Source organism: Steroidobacter cummioxidans, from assembly GCF_003104955.1.
The window spans coordinates 11947-26709 of record NZ_LSRW01000011.1 but is presented as its reverse complement, the minus strand read 5'-3'; the positions used below and the strand labels follow the sequence as shown (position 1 = coordinate 26709).

Sequence of the window (14763 nt, the reverse complement as noted above, 5' to 3'; positions counted from 1 at the left end):
GGGTTCCCTGGGGCTGCGGAAAGTCTCACAGCCCGGGCGGCGGCCGAAAAGCGCCCTTTCGACCGCTGGTTTCCGCCGCCCTACTCCTTGGGCTTTTTCTGAGGCCGCTTCCAGCCGTCGAGGGTGACCTGGCGAGCACGCGCCAGGGTCAGCTTGCCTTCCGGAGCGTTCTTGGTAATGGTCGAGCCAGCGCCGGTATTGGCGTTGGCGCCGATCTTGAGCGGTGCGATCAGCATGGACCCTGAGCCGACGAAGGCGCCGTCGCCGATCTCGGTGCGGTGTTTGTTCACGCCGTCGTAGTTCACGGTGACCGTGCCGGCGCCGACGTTGACGTTGCTACCGACCGTGGCGTCGCCCAGGTAGGTCAGGTGGTTGGCCTTGCTGCCCTGGCCGATCTCGCTCTTTTTCACTTCGACGAAATTGCCGATGTGGACGTCGCTGTGCAGGACGCTTTCCGGTCGGAGGCGGGCGAACGGACCGATGACATTGCGAGGCCCGACCACGGCGCGATCGATAACGCAGTTCGGATGAATCTCGGTATCCGCCTCGATGCGGCAGTCCTTCAAATAGCAATTCGGTCCGATGCGAACGCGATCGCCCAGCTCGACAGTGCCGACGAGCACCGCATTCACGTCGATGAAAACATCGCGGCCGACCGTGACCTTGCCGCGAATATCGATGCGTGCCGGATCGGCCAGCGTAACGCCATTGATCATCAGCGCCCGCGCCCGCTCGGCGCGCAATGCACCTTCGAGCTGGGCGAGCTGCACTTTGTCATTCACCCCGAGCACTTCCATTTCCGTCGGCGCGATCACGGCATTCACTTTCATGCCTGCGCGCACAGCCATGACGATGATGTCGGTGAGGTAATACTCACCCTGCGCGTTGTCGTTCTTCAGCTCGGCAAGCCATTTACGCAGCGCAGCCGCGGGCACGGCCATGAGACCGGTATTGATCTCGCCAATGGCACGCTCTTTGGTGTTCGCATCCTTCTGCTCGACGATGCGCACCACGTTGCCGGCGTTGTCACGAACGACGCGGCCATAGCCGGTCGGATCGGCAAGCACGACGGTGAGCACGCCCATGGCCTTGGCATTGCACTGCTCGAGCAACGTTTGCAGGGTGGGCTGACGAACCAATGGCACGTCGCCGTACAGAATGAGTACGTCGTGATCGTCCGGAATGGCCGGCATGGCCTGGGCCACCGCATGGCCGGTGCCGAGCTGCTCGGCCTGCAGCACCCAGTTCACCGGTTCCGACGCCAGCGCCTTTTGCACCTGTTCGCCGCCGTGGCCATACACGATGTGGATGGCGTCCGCCTGCAACTGCTTCGCGGTGTCCAGCACATGCGACAGGATGGGGCGAGCGGCCAGGGGCTGGAGCACCTTCGGCAGGTCCGACTTCATGCGTTTGCCCTGGCCGGCGGCCAGGATCACGATGGACAAGGGCATGGGCAATGGGTGGTTGCAGGCCAACGCGGCCACGATGGGGGCGCATTATCGGGGACAGGCGCCTGCCGCCGCCAGGGACTGATTCTCTACCCTGGGCAATCCCCCCATCCGGACTGCGCCAGCGGTGGAAATCGTCGAATCTGAGACGCAGGTCGTGATGGAACTGGGAGATGCGGCACGTTGCAGGCTCAACCCCGCACCAAGATGGACCGACATAGGTACTAACACTTGCCAGTGCCGTGGTCCGCGATGAAAGCACTCCCAGCTCGCTCCGCCATGCATGCCATTCACGTTCGGGCCGACCGCCTCATGGTCGGTGTACTGACAGGTCTGCTGATCCTGACCTTCGCGCTGGCTCCCCGCTACGACACCTGGCAGCTGGCGTTTCTGGTCGGCGTGCCGGCCGCGCTGATTCCGGGCGCATTCGCATTCATCTTCCCTGGCTCGCTGCTGACACGAATGAGCGTGGCGGCGTCGCTGATGGTGTTCTGCGCCCTCAACATCCATCAGGCGTACGGCCTGACGGAACTGCACTTCGGCATTTTCGTGCTGCTTGCGTTCCTGCTCTGTTATCGCGACTGGCGCCCCATCGTCATGGCGGCCGGACTGGCCGCGGCCCATCACCTGTCGTTCTATTATTTTCAGGAGCTGGGCTATGGGGTCATGTGTTTCACCAAACCCAGCTTTGGCATCGTGTTGACGCACGCGGCGTATGTGGTCGCCGAGACTGTCGTCCTGTCCTATCTTGCCATTCTGATGCGTGCCGAAAGTTTGCAGGCAATGGAGTTGCAGCGCCTGGTGCAGGCCATGGACCGCCAGGGGACCATCGACCTGCGTGAGTCCCACGACATCGTCGTCAGCGACGCAGGTCTCGCCTTGTCGGGCGTGATCACTCGGCTGCGCGACACCATCGCCGCACTGACCAATGGCACGCAGCTCGTTGCCAACGCGGCACGTGAAAGCGCCAGCGACAGTGCAGAGCTCGCCGACCGCAACCGAACTCAGACCGAAGCGCTCTCAGAGACCGGCAACGCCGTCCGTCAGCTCGGTGACATCGTGGCTCACAATGCAGAGCAGGCCCGGCAGGCGAGCAAGCTGGTGGATTCGGCGGTCACGGTCGCGGCCAAAGGCGGGGATGTCGTGTCGCGCGTGGTCTCGACCATGGGCGGGATCCGCTCCTCGTCGCGCAAGATCGTGGACATCATCAGCGTCATCGATGAGATCGCGTTCCAGACCAATCTGCTGGCGCTGAATGCGGCCGTGGAAGCGGCGCGTGCCGGTGAGCACGGCCGTGGTTTTGCCGTCGTGGCTTCGGAAGTGCGCAATCTCGCGCAACGCAGTGCCACTGCCGCGAAAGAGATCAAGCAGCTCATCGAGAATTCGGTCGATAACGTCGCCGCGGGCAGCACGCTGGTCGGCGAGGCCGGTGCCACGATGAACGAGCTGGTCGCGGGCGTGCGCGGCATCGCCGCCATCATGGACAAGCTACAGGCCTCGTTTGCAAACGAGACCGGCGGCCTGGAACAGGTGGATCTGTCGTTGCAGAAGATGGACGCGGTGACCCAGAGCAATGGCGAGCTGGTGCGCTCGATGACGACCACGGCCGGCAATCTCAAGGAGCGCGGCGAGGAACTGAGCGCGGCCATCTGTGTCTTCGATGTCGGCAATCCACCGGCGATCGGACCTGCGGATTTCGCTTCGGAAGAAACATTCGAGCCTCGGGCGCTCGCGGCCTGAGCACCGCCACAACGAGGCTGCCACGGCTGGAAATGTGCACTACTTCGCATCCGCTCCGGGAGCCGCCTCACAGAAACGGCAAGCCCGCTAACGCTAGTAACGATGGCCGGAGTACCGTAGCTCCATCTCACATAAGTAGCCCGTCGACATGAGCGCCTCGCCAGATTTCTCGCCACCACGCCGCGCCCTGATCGTCGATGCCGATCAGGCCCTGCGCGAGTCGGCGTCTGCGTTGCTCAAGCTACAGGGCTTCGAAGTCGCTGCGGCCGCCGATGGCGTCGAAGCTCTCACGATGTTCGCCCGCGAGTGGTTCCCGGTCGTGATTACTGATAGCGCGGTGCCCGCGGTAGACGGCATCGAGTTCGTTGCTCGTCTGCGCATTCTCTCGTTGGCACCGGTCTACATCATCATGCTCACGGAAGTCGCGGACGTGCGCTTTCATGAGCAGGGCTATTGCATGGGCGTGGATCAGTACCTGCTTCGCCAGAACTCGCTCAGCGAGTTGGTTGGTCGGGTGCAGGCGGGCGTGACGGCGATCCGTCGTCGTCAGTCTTCGAGAACCGGCCGCGCGCACGAGCCCGCTACCGTCGATCTGGAGAACGGCGCGCACACGGCGCGTCATCTGGTCGGCCGCCTGCGCGCGGAAATCGTTCAGTCCGGACGCTCCAAGAAAACGTTGCAGCTGTTGAGCATCGGACTCGACGCAGCCGATGCCGCCGCGTTCCATCAACACAGCACGACTGGAACGATTTCAGACACTCTGCTCGGCGCTGCGCATGAAGCCATGCGACCGAAGCTCGACTGGGTCGTGCGGCTACCTGCGCCCGCGAACACTTGCCGACTCGTCGTCGTCATGCCCGAGAGCGGTCCGACCGAAACCAGCGCGATGGAGCAATCCATTCGCAATGCCTTTGTTCATTGGGGTTTGAGCTCGGCCGCGAGCGGGCTTCGCCTCACGACCGGCTTGGCTGCATTTGCCGGCGAAGAGAATGCGCCCGCGGCATTGGAGCTGCTCGGGCAAGCCGAGCGTAGCCGCCGCGCTAACGACGTGATGTCGAAGCCATCGACTGCTCGGCCGGAGTCGATTCCGGCGCAAGACGCGGCCTGACGGCGCGCTCAAGTCCCGCAAAACGTTTTGTATTTCTCCTCCGACGGTGGCGGCGGCTGAGTGAACTCGGCGGCGTCCGGCTGCTGCTCGTAAGGGCGTTGCAGAATTCCAAGCAATGCGTGGAACGGTTGCATGTCACCGGCGGTGGCGGCTTGCAATGCTGCTTCGACCCGATGATTGCGAGGAATGAACTCGGGATTGGCGAGGCGCATCGTTTCCGCCCGCTCGGCTGGCGTTTGAGGATCGAGCACGAGTCGTGCACGCCAGGCCTGGAGCCAGCCATCGATATCAGCAGGTGCCGTGAAGAGTTCGTACAGTGCCGCGTCTTCAATCGGACTCTGCGCGGCCCGAGACAGTTTGCTGAACGTCAGCGTGAAATCGGCCTGGGCCTGCTGCATGGCCGCCAATAGCAACGAGATCAGATCGGCATCGCCGTCCTCGGCGGAAACCAAACCGATCTTCCGGCGCATGTGCACGAGAAAGGCCGTTTCGAATTGTTCCACGAAGCCTTCGATAACCTCGGTCGCAAGCTCGATGGCCCGCTGCTCGTCGGCGTCGATCAGCGGCAACAAGGTTTCGGCCAGTCGCGCCAGATTCCACTGCGCGATGCCGGGCTGATTCGTGTAGGAATATCGGCCGCCGAGATCGATGGAGCTGAACACGGTTTTGGGATCGTACCGATCCATGAACGCGCAGGGGCCGTAGTCGATGGTTTCGCCCGAGAGCGCCGTGTTGTCCGTATTCATCACCCCGTGAATGAACCCAACACGCATCCATTCGGCGATCAGCGCCGCCTGTCGCGCTGTGATCGCCTCGAGGACCGCAAGTGCGGGGACCGCAGCATCTCTCGCCTCTGGATAGTGACGATCGATGACGTAGTCCAGCAATTCTTTAATGGCCTCTTGATCGCCGCGCGCGGCAAAATACTGAAACGTCCCCACTCGGATATGGCTCGCAGCGACTCGCGTCAGCACCGCGCCGGGCAGGGCCTCTGTTCGATATACCTGCTCGCCGGTTGTGACAACTGCAAGCGACCGCGTGGTGGGAATGCGCAAGGCGTGCATGGCCTCGCTGATCAAATATTCGCGGAGCATCGGCCCCAGTGCCGCGCGACCATCGCCGCCCCGAGAGAACGGTGTACGGCCCGAACCCTTCAGATGGACATCGCGCAGGACGCCGTGACGGTCACGGACCTCTCCAAGCAGAATCGCTCGACCATCCCCCAGCTGCGGCACGAATGTCCCGAACTGATGGCCGGCGTAGGCCATGGCAAGCGGAGTCGAGTCCTGCGCCAGCTCATTTCCTGAGAACAACGCCGCGGCCTGGCGCTCATCCATGTCAGGATCCCATCGCAGCTCGGTGGCCAGGGCACGATTGAAAATGACCACCTGCGGGTCGGCGACCTTCGCAGGCTCGACGCGTGCGTAGAATCGGGCCGGCAGGGCCGCGTAAGTGTGTTCGAAGCCAAGTTTCATCCTCGCATCCTAGCGCGCGCTGCAGCTCGCTGCATTCAATCCGGGCGCAGCCGCAGCTGCTAGACTGAAACCTGCCGAAGAGTGAACTTCAACGTTTGCAGCTGCATACCCATGAATACAACGTTAGCGACACTCGTCATCATCGACATGCAGAAAGGCATGGCGCATCCGGCTGCCGGGCCTCGCAACAATCCGGACGCCGAGCGCAATATCGCGGTGTTGCTGAACGTGTGGCGAGATGCAGGCGCCACAGTGGTACACGTTCGGCACATCTCCAGAAACCCTGGCTCGCCGTTCTGGCCGGGACAACCGGGAGTCGAGTTTCAAGATGAGCTTGCGCCGCTGCCGGGCGAGCACGTGGTGGAGAAGAACGTGCCTGACGCTCTGGTAAATACTGGGCTCGAACGCTGGCTGCGAGTGCGAGGTATCACCAAGCTGGTGATCGTTGGCGTCAGCACGAACAACTCCGTAGAAGCGACCGCGCGAACTGCGGGCAACCTGGGATTTGAAACGCACGTGGTGGCCGATGCCACCTTTGCATTCGACCAGGTCGACTACTACGGAACTCATCGAACTGCGGACGAAGTCCACGCCATGTCGCTCGCCAATCTCGACGGGGAATACGCGACCATTACGACCACGGAGCGTTTGCGGATGCGCGATGCATGAAGGCGCTCATCCTCGCTCTGATTTTCCTCGCGACGCCGCTGCTAGCCAGCGCCGACCCATTCACGGTGATTGCGGTGGATACCCGCAGGGAACAACTCGAGCTTTTTCTGACCGATGACACCGGAGCACCGTTCCGACGCCTGGACAACCTGGACGCCTGGCTCGAGTCTCAGCGCCGGCAACTCCGCTTTGCCATGAACGCCGGCATGTTCGAGCCGGATCTCTCCCCCGTCGGCCTGTTTGTGACTCAGGGTCGCGAGCTCAAAGCGCTGAATCTGGCTAACGGTCGCGGTAACTTCTTTCTGAAACCCAACGGCGTGTTTTTCCTGACCCAGGCCGGACCAAGAATCGTCAGATCGACGAAATACTCTGCGCCGGCAGACAAAGTATTGCTCGCCACGCAATCCGGGCCGCTCCTGCTGGAAGACGGCAGCATCCATCCAGCCTTCAACCCCGCCTCTACGTCGAAGTACATTCGCAACGGTGTCGGCGTGCGCGGCGACGAGGCGATCTTTGTGATCAGCAATGGGCCGGTGACATTCTATGAGTTCGCGGTCTACTTCAAAGATCAACTGCACTGCACAGACGCACTCTACTTCGATGGCGCGGTATCGTCCCTGTTTGCGCCGGACCTGGGGCGCAGGGATTCAACGGTTGATCTCGGCCCGATGATTGGGGTGGTGAAATGAGCTATCAAACGTCCGCCGGCGTTTGGTGAACGGGATGAGCGCGGGCACCTTGCGACGGTAACTCTCATATTCGGGAAAAGCCCGGGTCAGATCGCGCTCTTCGAGCTGGATCGCGATCAGGATGTAGGCGGTGGTCATCAGCGCAAATAGCAGATGCGCTGCCGTCATTGTCGGCGTGCACCAGAACGTCAGGAGCCAGCCAACATAGAGCGGATGGCGTACAACTTTATAGAGGCCCGGCGTGCGGAACGCGATGTCCGTGTACGGACGGCCGCGAAAGAATAGCCACGACTGGCGCAACCCGAACAGGTCGAAATGATTGATTAGAAACGTTGCAACCAACAGCAAAATCCAGCCGGCAGCGTAACCGGCGTACAGCACGCCCTGGCCGAGCGGGCTGTCGACCTGCCAGATCACGGCGCCGATCGGCTGCCACTGCCAGAACAGCAGGATCAGGGCGAGGCTGGAGAACAAGACATACGTGCTGCGCTCTCCCGCCGCGGGCACGAGTTGCGTCCACCAGCGCTTGAAAGCCGGGCGCGCCATGATGCTGTGCTGAAGGGCGAATATTGCAAGTAACCCGATGTTGATGGCGACCGCCCGCCCGGCGCCGTGCGTGGGCACCGCATCGATGGGGTTGCCAATCAGGAAGTTACCCAGAAATGCAATGGCATAAAGGAAGGTTGCGAAGAACACGGCGTAACAAGCCACGCCGTACAGCAGAACTGGGGTGCGTTTCATAGAACCTCCGAGATGTATCGAGGCTCATAGGATCGGCGCGTCGAGCGCAGCGAAACAGATGAAGGATGTCCCGAACGCAGGCATCATCGTCGACGGTGGTGGGGACATTTGTCCCGACCCCGCGGGAAGGCGAGTATGGGGCAGCAAACGATTCGTCAGTCCATTCGCTATGTCCGGGGCAGCGACGGGGTACGGCTCGCGTGGGCATCTGCGGGCAGCGGCCCGCCGCTGGTCAAGGCCGCAAACTGGTTGACCCATCTGCAATACGATCTGGAGAGCCCCGTCTGGCGGCACTGGATCGAATTCTTCGCCGAACATTTCCATTTCATTCGCTACGACGAACGCGGCTGCGGCATGTCGCAGTGGGAAGTGCCGGAAGTTTCTTTGCCGCGCTGGGTCGATGACCTCAGTGCGGTGATCGATGCGGCTCAGTGCAATGCGCCGATGACGCTGCTCGGCATCTCGCAAGGTGCGTCAGCTTGTATCGCATATGCCGTCCGCCACCCGGAGCGCGTGTCACATTTGATTCTTTACGGCGGTTACGCGACCGGCTGGGCAAAGCGCGGCGATCCGCAGGGCCTGCGGCGGTTTCAAGCCATCGTCGAGCTGATTCGCCTGGGCTGGGGCACTGACACCGTCGCCTTCCGCCAGGTGTTTACATCGCGCTTCGCGCCGGGCGCCAGTCAACAGCAACTGGAATGGTTCAACGAGCTGTGCCGCCGAACCACGACGCCCGACATCGCTGCGCATTTGATGCTGGCCCGTTCGGAAGTCGATGTCAGAGAACTGTTACCGCAATTGCAGGTGCCGACGCTGGTGATCCATCCGGTCGACGATCAGGTCACGCCGCTGAATGCCAGCCGGGAACTGGCATCGGAAATTGCCAACGCGGAATTCGTGCAGCTCGAATCGCGCAATCATGTGCTGCTCGAACACGAGCCAGCCTGGGCTCAATTCAAGGAGACCGTGCTCGAATTCACCGGACGCGGGTCGATCAAAGCAGCTGCGGTCGATCGTTTCGGCGAGCTGTCCCCTCGCGAGCGCGACGTGCTCGGCGGCCTGGCTGCCGGTCACACCAACGCGCAGATCGCGACGAGCCTGCACCTCAGCGAGAAGACGGTTCGTAACATCGTGTCACGAATCTTCGCGAAGCTCGACGTTGAATCGCGCACGCAGGCGGCAGTGCTCGCGCGGGATAATGATTTCAAGGCGTGATGGATGCGGATGCGATGCCGATAGCAGCGCAAGGAATCCGTGCTCCCAAAAAGCAATCGCCTCGCTGAATGGCGAGGCGATGCTAAAGAAACATTGTCAGGCGGGCCTCGCGGCCAGCCCTCGATCGACTACTGCTTGATCTTCCGCAGCTTCTCGATCGCCTTGATCTGAGCGACGGCGCGGGCCAGCTCGGCTTGAGCTTCGGCGACGTCGATCTTGCCGGCGCGATCCTTGAGTGCTTCTTCCGCACGCTGCTTGGCTTGCAGAGCGGCGGCCTCGTCGATGTCCTTGGCGCGCAGCGCGGTGTCGGCGAGCACGGTGACGAGGTGGGGTTGGATTTCGATGGCGCCACCGCCGACGAAGAAGAATTGCTCTTCACCGCCCGGCAATTGCACGCGCACTTCGCCCGGCTTGAGCGTGGTCAGCAACGGCGCGTGACGGGGCGCGATGCCGATCTCGCCCATGGCGGCGGGCGCGAAAACCATGGCGGCTTCGCCCGAGAAGATCTGGCCTTCGGCGCTGACGATGTCTACGTGAATAGTTGCCATGTGCTCTCACTAGAGTGGCGAGCGATGTAACGACATCGCCCGCCAATCGATTCCAATTACTGCAGCGTCTTCGCCTTGGCGACGGCTTCTTCGATGGCGCCGACCATGTAGAACGCCTGCTCGGGCAGGTGGTCGTATTCGCCGTCGAGGATGCCCTTGAAGCCGCGGATGGTGTCCTTGAGCGGGACGATCTTGCCGTCCTGACCCGTGAACACTTTCGCGACGTTGAACGGCTGCGACAGGAAGCGCTGGATCTTACGAGCGCGGGACACGGTGCGCTTGTCCTCTTCAGACAGCTCGTCCATACCCAGGATCGCGATGATGTCCTGCAGTTCCTTGTAACGCTGCAACACCGCCTGCACGCCGCGGGCGACGTTGTAATGCTCTTCGCCGATGACCAGCGGATCGAGCTGACGGCTGGTGGAGTCCAGCGGATCCACGGCCGGGTAGATACCCAGCGAGGCGATCTGACGGGACAACACGACGGTCGCGTCCAAGTGCGCGAACGTGGTGGCCGGCGACGGATCGGTCAAGTCGTCGGCAGGCACGTACACGGCCTGAATCGACGTGATCGAGCCGGTCTTCGTAGACGTGATGCGCTCCTGGAGCACGCCCATTTCTTCGGCCAGCGTCGGCTGGTAACCCACCGCCGAAGGCATACGGCCGAGCAGCGCGGACACTTCGGTGCCGGCCAGCGTGTAACGGTAGATGTTGTCGACGAACAGCAGCACGTCGCGGCCTTTGCCGGCTTCGTTCTTTTCGTCGCGGAAGTATTCGGCCATGGTCAGGCCGGTCAGCGCGACGCGCAGGCGGTTGCCCGGCGGCTCGTTCATCTGACCGTACACCATCGCCACCTTGGAGTTGGTGAGATCGTTGGTGTCGATAACGCCCGACTCGATCATCTCGTGATAGAAGTCGTTACCTTCGCGAGTACGCTCGCCGACGCCCGCGAACACGGACAGACCCGAGTGCTGTTTCGCAATGTTGTTGATCAGCTCGAGCATGTTGACGGTCTTGCCCACGCCGGCGCCGCCGAACAGACCGACCTTACCGCCCTTGGCGAACGGAATGAGCAGGTCGATGACCTTGATGCCCGTGACCAGCAGGTCCTGGCCGCCCGCCTGCTCGTCGTAAGACGGCGCAGCGCGGTGGATCGGCATCAGCTCTTTGGTCTGCACCGGACCCTTTTCGTCCTGCGGCGTGCCCAGCACGTCCATGATGCGGCCGAGCGTGCCCTTACCGACCGGCACGGAGATCGGAGCGCCGGTCGCGTTGACCTTCAGGCCACGCTTCAAGCCTTCCGACACGCCCATGGCGATGGTGCGCACGACGCCGTCGCCGAGCTGCTGCTGCACTTCCAGCGTCAGATCGACGTCTTCGAGCTTGAGCGCTTCATACACCTTCGGGATCTGGTCGCGCGGGAATTCCACGTCGATGACCGCACCGATGATCTGGACAATCTTGCCGCTTGCCATGTGTCGTTCCTCAATAATTCTGTATTCGCGCGCGAGAGCCTTAAACTGCAGCGGCGCCGCCGACGATTTCGCTGATTTCCTTGGTGATCGCCGCCTGGCGAGCCTTGTTGTAGATCAGCTGCAATTCCTCGATGAGCTTGCCGGCGTTGTCGGTTGCGCTCTTCATCGCGACCATGCGCGCGGCCATTTCGGAAGCGACGTTTTCCACCGCGCCCTGATAGACCTGCGATTCGATGTAGCGCATCAACACGCCTTCGAGCAGCTCGCTCGCGGACGGCTCGTAAATGTAATCCCACAGCTTCTGCAGCTTGTCTTCGTCTTCGGTGACGACCGGCAGCAGCTGTCGCACGACGGGCCTCTGGCTCATCGTGTTGACGAATTCGTTGTTGACCAGGAACAGGCGGTCGAGCTTGCCTTCCTTGTACTGGTCCAGCATCACTTTCACGGTGCCGATCAGATCGGACACGTGCGGACGATCGCCCAGATGCGTCACCGTCGCCAGCGTCTCGACGCCACCGAGACGGCGGAAGAACTGCACGCCCTTCGAGCCGATCAGGCACACCGAGACTTTCTTGCCCTGCTTCTGCCAGTCGCGAATCGCGGCCAGCGTGGCCTTGAACAGATTGACGTTCAAGCCGCCGCACAGACCGCGATCGGTCGTGATGATGATGAAGCCGACCGCGTTCACATCGCGCTCGATCATGAACGGATGTTTGTAATCCGGATTCGCCAGGCGCAGGTGACCGATCACCGTGCGGATCTTTTCCGCGTACGGCCGTGTCGCGCGCATGCGCTCCTGCGCTTTACGCATCTTGCTGGCGGCCACCATTTCCATGGCCTTGGTGATCTTCTGCGTGCTCTTGAAGCTCGCGATCTTGATCCGGATCTCTTTTACGCCTGGCATTTACTTTCTCGGTGCGTAGCGATCAGTGCGTGCCGGCCTCAGTAAGAGCCAGATTGAGCGAACTCTTCGCAGATCTTCTTCAGCGAAGCTTCGTTCTCCGGCGACAGCACCGGATTGCTGTTGATGCCGTCGATGGCAGCCTTGTAGTTGGTCTTGGCGAATGCCTGCAGACCCGCTTCAAAAGCGCCGATCTTCTTCAGCTCGACCTTGTCCATGAAGCCGTTGTTCACGGCGAAGATGGACAGCGCCATTTCGGCAACCGACATCGGCGCGTACTGCTTCTGCTTCATCAGCTCGGTCACGCGCTGGCCGCGCTCCAGCTGCCGACGGGTCGACTCGTCGAGATCGGAGGCGAACTGCGAGAACGCCGCGAGCTCGCGGTACTGCGCCAGGGCGAGACGAATACCGCCGCCCAGCTTGGAGATGATCTTGGTCTGCGCGGCGCCACCGACGCGGGACACCGAGATACCGGCGTTCATCGCGGGACGGATACCGGCGTTGAACAGATCGCCTTCCAGGAAGATCTGGCCGTCGGTGATGGAGATGACGTTGGTCGGCACGAACGCCGTCACGTCACCCGCCTGGGTTTCGATGATGGGCAGACCCGTCAGCGAGCCGGTCTTGCCTTTGACCTTGCCGCCGGTCGCCTTCTCCACGTACTCCTCGTTGACGCGAGCCGAACGCTCGAGCAGACGCGAGTGCAGGTAGAACACGTCGCCCGGATACGCCTCGCGGCCCGGCGGACGGCGCAGCAGCAGGGAGATCTGGCGATACGCCCAGGCCTGCTTGGTCAAGTCGTCATAAATGATCAGCGCGTCTTCACCGTTGTCCATGAAGTACTCGCCCATGGCGCAACCGGCGTACGGCGCGAGGTACTGCATCGAAGCCGGCGTGGAAGCGGACGCCGCGACGATGATGGTGTGCTTCATCGCATCGTGCTCTTCCAGCTTGCGCACCACGTTCGCGATCGAGCTCTGCTTCTGGCCGATGGCGACGTAGATACACTTAATGCCAGAGTTCTTCTGGTTGATGATGGTGTCGATGGCCAGCGCGGTCTTGCCGGTCTGACGGTCGCCGATGATCAGCTCGCGCTGACCGCGGCCGACGGGCACCATCGAGTCGACGGCCTTGTAGCCAGTCTGCACCGGCTGGCTGACCGACTTACGGAACACCACGCCCGGCGCGACGCGCTCGATGGGCGCATTGCGCACCGCCTGGATCGGGCCCTTGCCGTCGATCGGATTGCCCAGCGCGTCGACCACTCGGCCCAGCAGGCCTTCGCCGACCGGCACTTCGAGAATGCGGCCGGTGGTCTTCACAGTGTCGCCTTCGACGATGTGCTTGTACTCGCCGAGCACCACGGCGCCGACCGAGTCCTGCTCCAGGTTCAGCGCGAGGCCGAAGCTGCCGCCGGGGAATTCCAACATTTCGCCGTACTTCACGTCGGCGAGGCCGTGGACGCGCACGATACCGTCGGTGACGGTGACGACCGTGCCGATGTTCGCCTCTTCGGTGGCGCTCGAGAACTTCTCGATGCGCGACTTGATCAGATCGCTGATTTCAGATGCCTTGATGGCCATGAGCTCAATCCTCGGTCAATTCTGTTGTGGGCGTCTTGGGCACTAAGGCGTCAGTGAGTCATCTCGACCGCCAAGCGGTCGAGGCGCGCCTTCAGCGAACCATCGATGACGAAATCGCCCGCGCGCACGATGGCGCCACCGATCAGCGATGCGTCCACTTCACAATGCAAGCGCACTTCGCGCTTCAAACGTTGCTTCAGGGCCGAGACGAGGCGCTGTTTCTGTGCCTCGTTCAGCTCCACCGCCGAGATCACCTGCACGTCGGCAGTGTTCTCGGCTTCAGCCCGCAGGCCCTCGTACATGGTGGCAATTTCCGGCAGCAGCGCCAGCCGGCGATTGCCGGCGAGCGTGGCGAGGAAATTGCGGGTCTGCTCGTCCAGGTCCCCGCCGACGATGTCCGCGATCAGGCCGGAGAGTTGCTCCGGCGTGACCCGCGGGCTCGACAGCAGCTGGGCAACACGCTCGTCCTGCACCACCGACGAGGCGGTTGCCAGTACCGTGGACCAGCGCTCGAGCGCGTTGTGTTGACGCGCCGATGCGAACGCTGCCTTGGCGTAGGGGCGGGCGATGGTGGCTTTCTCGGCCATGAATGCTCCTGTCTACGAAAGATCGGGCGCGGTCAACCGCGCTCGATCTCCAACGCCAGCTTGTCGAGCAAGTCGGCGTGGGCCTTGGCGTCGATCTCACGACCGAGCAGCTTGCTGGCACCGAACACCGCCAGATTGGCGGCTTCGCGGCGCAGCTCCTCGCGAGCGCGGGTGGATTCCAGTGCGGCCTCCTGGCGTGCACCGGCAACCAGGCGCTCGGCTTCCGCCGACGCGACGCCCCGAGCTTCCTCGGCCATCTCCACCGAGCGGCGATTGGCCTGTTCGACGATCTTCGCGGCGCGCGCGTGCGCTTCCTTGATGATGTCGCCAGCCGAGTTCTTGGCTTCCGCCAAGCTCTTCTCGCCTTTCTCGGCAGCCGCGAGACCCTCGGCAATCTTCTTTTGCCGATCCTCGATCGCCGCGATGATGTGCGGCCAGCCGAACCGCATGACCAGCCAGGCCACCGCGAAGAACGCGATGCCCTGGACGACGATGGTTATTGTGGGATCCATGCTTGCTCCGATTCACTTGGGGCGGCCCCCAGACGATGCGAACACCGCCTGGCGCCGATCGATTTCGAACGG

General features: G+C 62.4%; 14 protein-coding genes. 5 read left to right on the top strand and 9 right to left on the bottom strand.

The window, feature by feature from the left end; all coding sequences use genetic code 11:
* Nucleotides 1-80 precede the first annotated feature (80 nt).
* Entirely contained in the window at nt 81-1451 is a 1371-nt protein-coding gene (glmU, locus tag D0550_RS07200; RefSeq protein WP_116808445.1) for a bifunctional UDP-N-acetylglucosamine diphosphorylase/glucosamine-1-phosphate N-acetyltransferase GlmU, read from the bottom strand.
* A 249-nt stretch (nt 1452-1700) separates the two neighbouring features.
* Here glmU and D0550_RS07195 point away from each other — a divergent pair, with 249 nt between their 5' ends.
* Nucleotides 1701-3188 carry a methyl-accepting chemotaxis protein gene (locus tag D0550_RS07195; protein ID WP_116808444.1) on the top strand — a complete coding sequence of 496 codons (1488 nt, stop codon included), beginning with the start codon at nt 1701-1703 and terminating at the stop codon, nt 3186-3188.
* Between the two features lie 148 nt (nt 3189-3336).
* A complete protein-coding gene (locus D0550_RS07190; protein WP_116808443.1) occupies nt 3337-4296 on the top strand; it encodes a response regulator in 960 nt (319 codons plus the stop codon).
* 8 nt (nt 4297-4304) lie between these two features.
* Here D0550_RS07190 and D0550_RS07185 read toward each other — a convergent pair whose 3' ends face one another.
* Nucleotides 4305-5771, bottom strand: a complete 1467-nt coding sequence (locus D0550_RS07185) for a protein adenylyltransferase SelO (RefSeq protein ID WP_116808442.1) — start codon at nt 5769-5771, stop codon at nt 4305-4307.
* Between the two features lie 111 nt (nt 5772-5882).
* Between D0550_RS07185 and D0550_RS07180 the strand changes: the two genes are divergently transcribed.
* Together D0550_RS07180 and D0550_RS07175 are read left to right on the top strand one after the other, a co-directional pair.
* Nucleotides 5883-6440, top strand: coding sequence for a cysteine hydrolase family protein (locus D0550_RS07180; RefSeq protein ID WP_116808441.1), 558 nt, complete (start codon nt 5883-5885; stop codon nt 6438-6440).
* Nucleotides 6437-7129 carry a phosphodiester glycosidase family protein gene (locus D0550_RS07175; RefSeq protein ID WP_116808440.1) on the top strand — a complete coding sequence of 231 codons (693 nt, stop codon included), beginning with the start codon at nt 6437-6439 and terminating at the stop codon, nt 7127-7129. Before D0550_RS07180 ends, D0550_RS07175 begins: the two co-directional genes overlap by 4 nt.
* Here the strand turns inward: D0550_RS07175 and mddA are convergent.
* Entirely contained in the window at nt 7088-7870 is a 783-nt protein-coding gene (mddA, locus tag D0550_RS07170; RefSeq protein ID WP_116808439.1) for a methanethiol S-methyltransferase, read from the bottom strand. The two genes, D0550_RS07175 and mddA, sit on opposite strands and share 42 nt — an antisense overlap.
* A gap of 135 nt (nt 7871-8005) precedes the next feature.
* Here mddA and D0550_RS07165 point away from each other — a divergent pair, with 135 nt between their 5' ends.
* Nucleotides 8006-9085, top strand: a complete 1080-nt coding sequence (locus tag D0550_RS07165; protein WP_116808438.1) for an alpha/beta fold hydrolase — start codon at nt 8006-8008, stop codon at nt 9083-9085.
* Nucleotides 9086-9213: 128 nt separating this feature from the next.
* Here the strand turns inward: D0550_RS07165 and D0550_RS07160 are convergent, their stop codons facing one another.
* From D0550_RS07160 to D0550_RS07135, 6 genes are read right to left on the bottom strand one after another with little or no spacing between them, the layout of a single operon-like run.
* Entirely contained in the window at nt 9214-9633 is a 420-nt protein-coding gene (locus tag D0550_RS07160; protein ID WP_116808437.1) for a F0F1 ATP synthase subunit epsilon, read from the bottom strand.
* A 56-nt stretch (nt 9634-9689) separates the two neighbouring features.
* Nucleotides 9690-11108: a F0F1 ATP synthase subunit beta gene (gene atpD / locus D0550_RS07155; RefSeq protein ID WP_116808436.1), complete on the bottom strand. Its 1419-nt coding sequence runs from the start codon at nt 11106-11108 to the stop codon at nt 9690-9692.
* 40 nt (nt 11109-11148) lie between these two features.
* The gene (gene atpG / locus D0550_RS07150; RefSeq protein WP_116808435.1) at nt 11149-12012 is read right to left on the bottom strand and encodes a F0F1 ATP synthase subunit gamma; all 864 of its coding nucleotides are present in this window, start codon (nt 12010-12012) and stop codon (nt 11149-11151) included.
* 38 nt (nt 12013-12050) lie between these two features.
* Nucleotides 12051-13592 (bottom strand): F0F1 ATP synthase subunit alpha, encoded by a 1542-nt coding sequence (gene atpA / locus D0550_RS07145; RefSeq protein WP_116808434.1) that lies wholly within the window; start codon nt 13590-13592, stop codon nt 12051-12053.
* A gap of 50 nt (nt 13593-13642) precedes the next feature.
* The gene (locus tag D0550_RS07140; RefSeq protein WP_116808433.1) at nt 13643-14179 is read right to left on the bottom strand and encodes a F0F1 ATP synthase subunit delta; all 537 of its coding nucleotides are present in this window, start codon (nt 14177-14179) and stop codon (nt 13643-13645) included.
* A gap of 32 nt (nt 14180-14211) precedes the next feature.
* Nucleotides 14212-14691: a F0F1 ATP synthase subunit B gene (locus tag D0550_RS07135; protein ID WP_206606146.1), complete on the bottom strand. Its 480-nt coding sequence runs from the start codon at nt 14689-14691 to the stop codon at nt 14212-14214.
* Between the last annotated feature and the right edge of the window lie 72 nt (nt 14692-14763).

Excerpts from the sequence above, each read along its gene's own strand:
- glmU (WP_116808445.1), bottom strand. The coding sequence starts at position 1,451 with ATGCCCTTGTCCATCGTGATCCTGGCCGCCGGCCAGGGCAAACGCATG.
- D0550_RS07195 (WP_116808444.1), top strand. The coding sequence starts at position 1,701 with ATGAAAGCACTCCCAGCTCGCTCCGCCATGCATGCCATTCACGTTCGG.
- D0550_RS07190 (WP_116808443.1), top strand. The coding sequence starts at position 3,337 with ATGAGCGCCTCGCCAGATTTCTCGCCACCACGCCGCGCCCTGATCGTC.
- D0550_RS07185 (WP_116808442.1), bottom strand. The coding sequence starts at position 5,771 with ATGAAACTTGGCTTCGAACACACTTACGCGGCCCTGCCGGCCCGATTC.
- D0550_RS07180 (WP_116808441.1), top strand. The coding sequence starts at position 5,883 with ATGAATACAACGTTAGCGACACTCGTCATCATCGACATGCAGAAAGGC.
- D0550_RS07175 (WP_116808440.1), top strand. The coding sequence starts at position 6,437 with ATGAAGGCGCTCATCCTCGCTCTGATTTTCCTCGCGACGCCGCTGCTA.
- mddA (WP_116808439.1), bottom strand. The coding sequence starts at position 7,870 with ATGAAACGCACCCCAGTTCTGCTGTACGGCGTGGCTTGTTACGCCGTG.
- D0550_RS07165 (WP_116808438.1), top strand. The coding sequence starts at position 8,006 with ATGGGGCAGCAAACGATTCGTCAGTCCATTCGCTATGTCCGGGGCAGC.
- D0550_RS07160 (WP_116808437.1), bottom strand. The coding sequence starts at position 9,633 with ATGGCAACTATTCACGTAGACATCGTCAGCGCCGAAGGCCAGATCTTC.
- atpD (WP_116808436.1), bottom strand. The coding sequence starts at position 11,108 with ATGGCAAGCGGCAAGATTGTCCAGATCATCGGTGCGGTCATCGACGTG.
- atpG (WP_116808435.1), bottom strand. The coding sequence starts at position 12,012 with ATGCCAGGCGTAAAAGAGATCCGGATCAAGATCGCGAGCTTCAAGAGC.
- atpA (WP_116808434.1), bottom strand. The coding sequence starts at position 13,592 with ATGGCCATCAAGGCATCTGAAATCAGCGATCTGATCAAGTCGCGCATC.
- D0550_RS07140 (WP_116808433.1), bottom strand. The coding sequence starts at position 14,179 with ATGGCCGAGAAAGCCACCATCGCCCGCCCCTACGCCAAGGCAGCGTTC.
- D0550_RS07135 (WP_206606146.1), bottom strand. The coding sequence starts at position 14,691 with ATGGATCCCACAATAACCATCGTCGTCCAGGGCATCGCGTTCTTCGCG.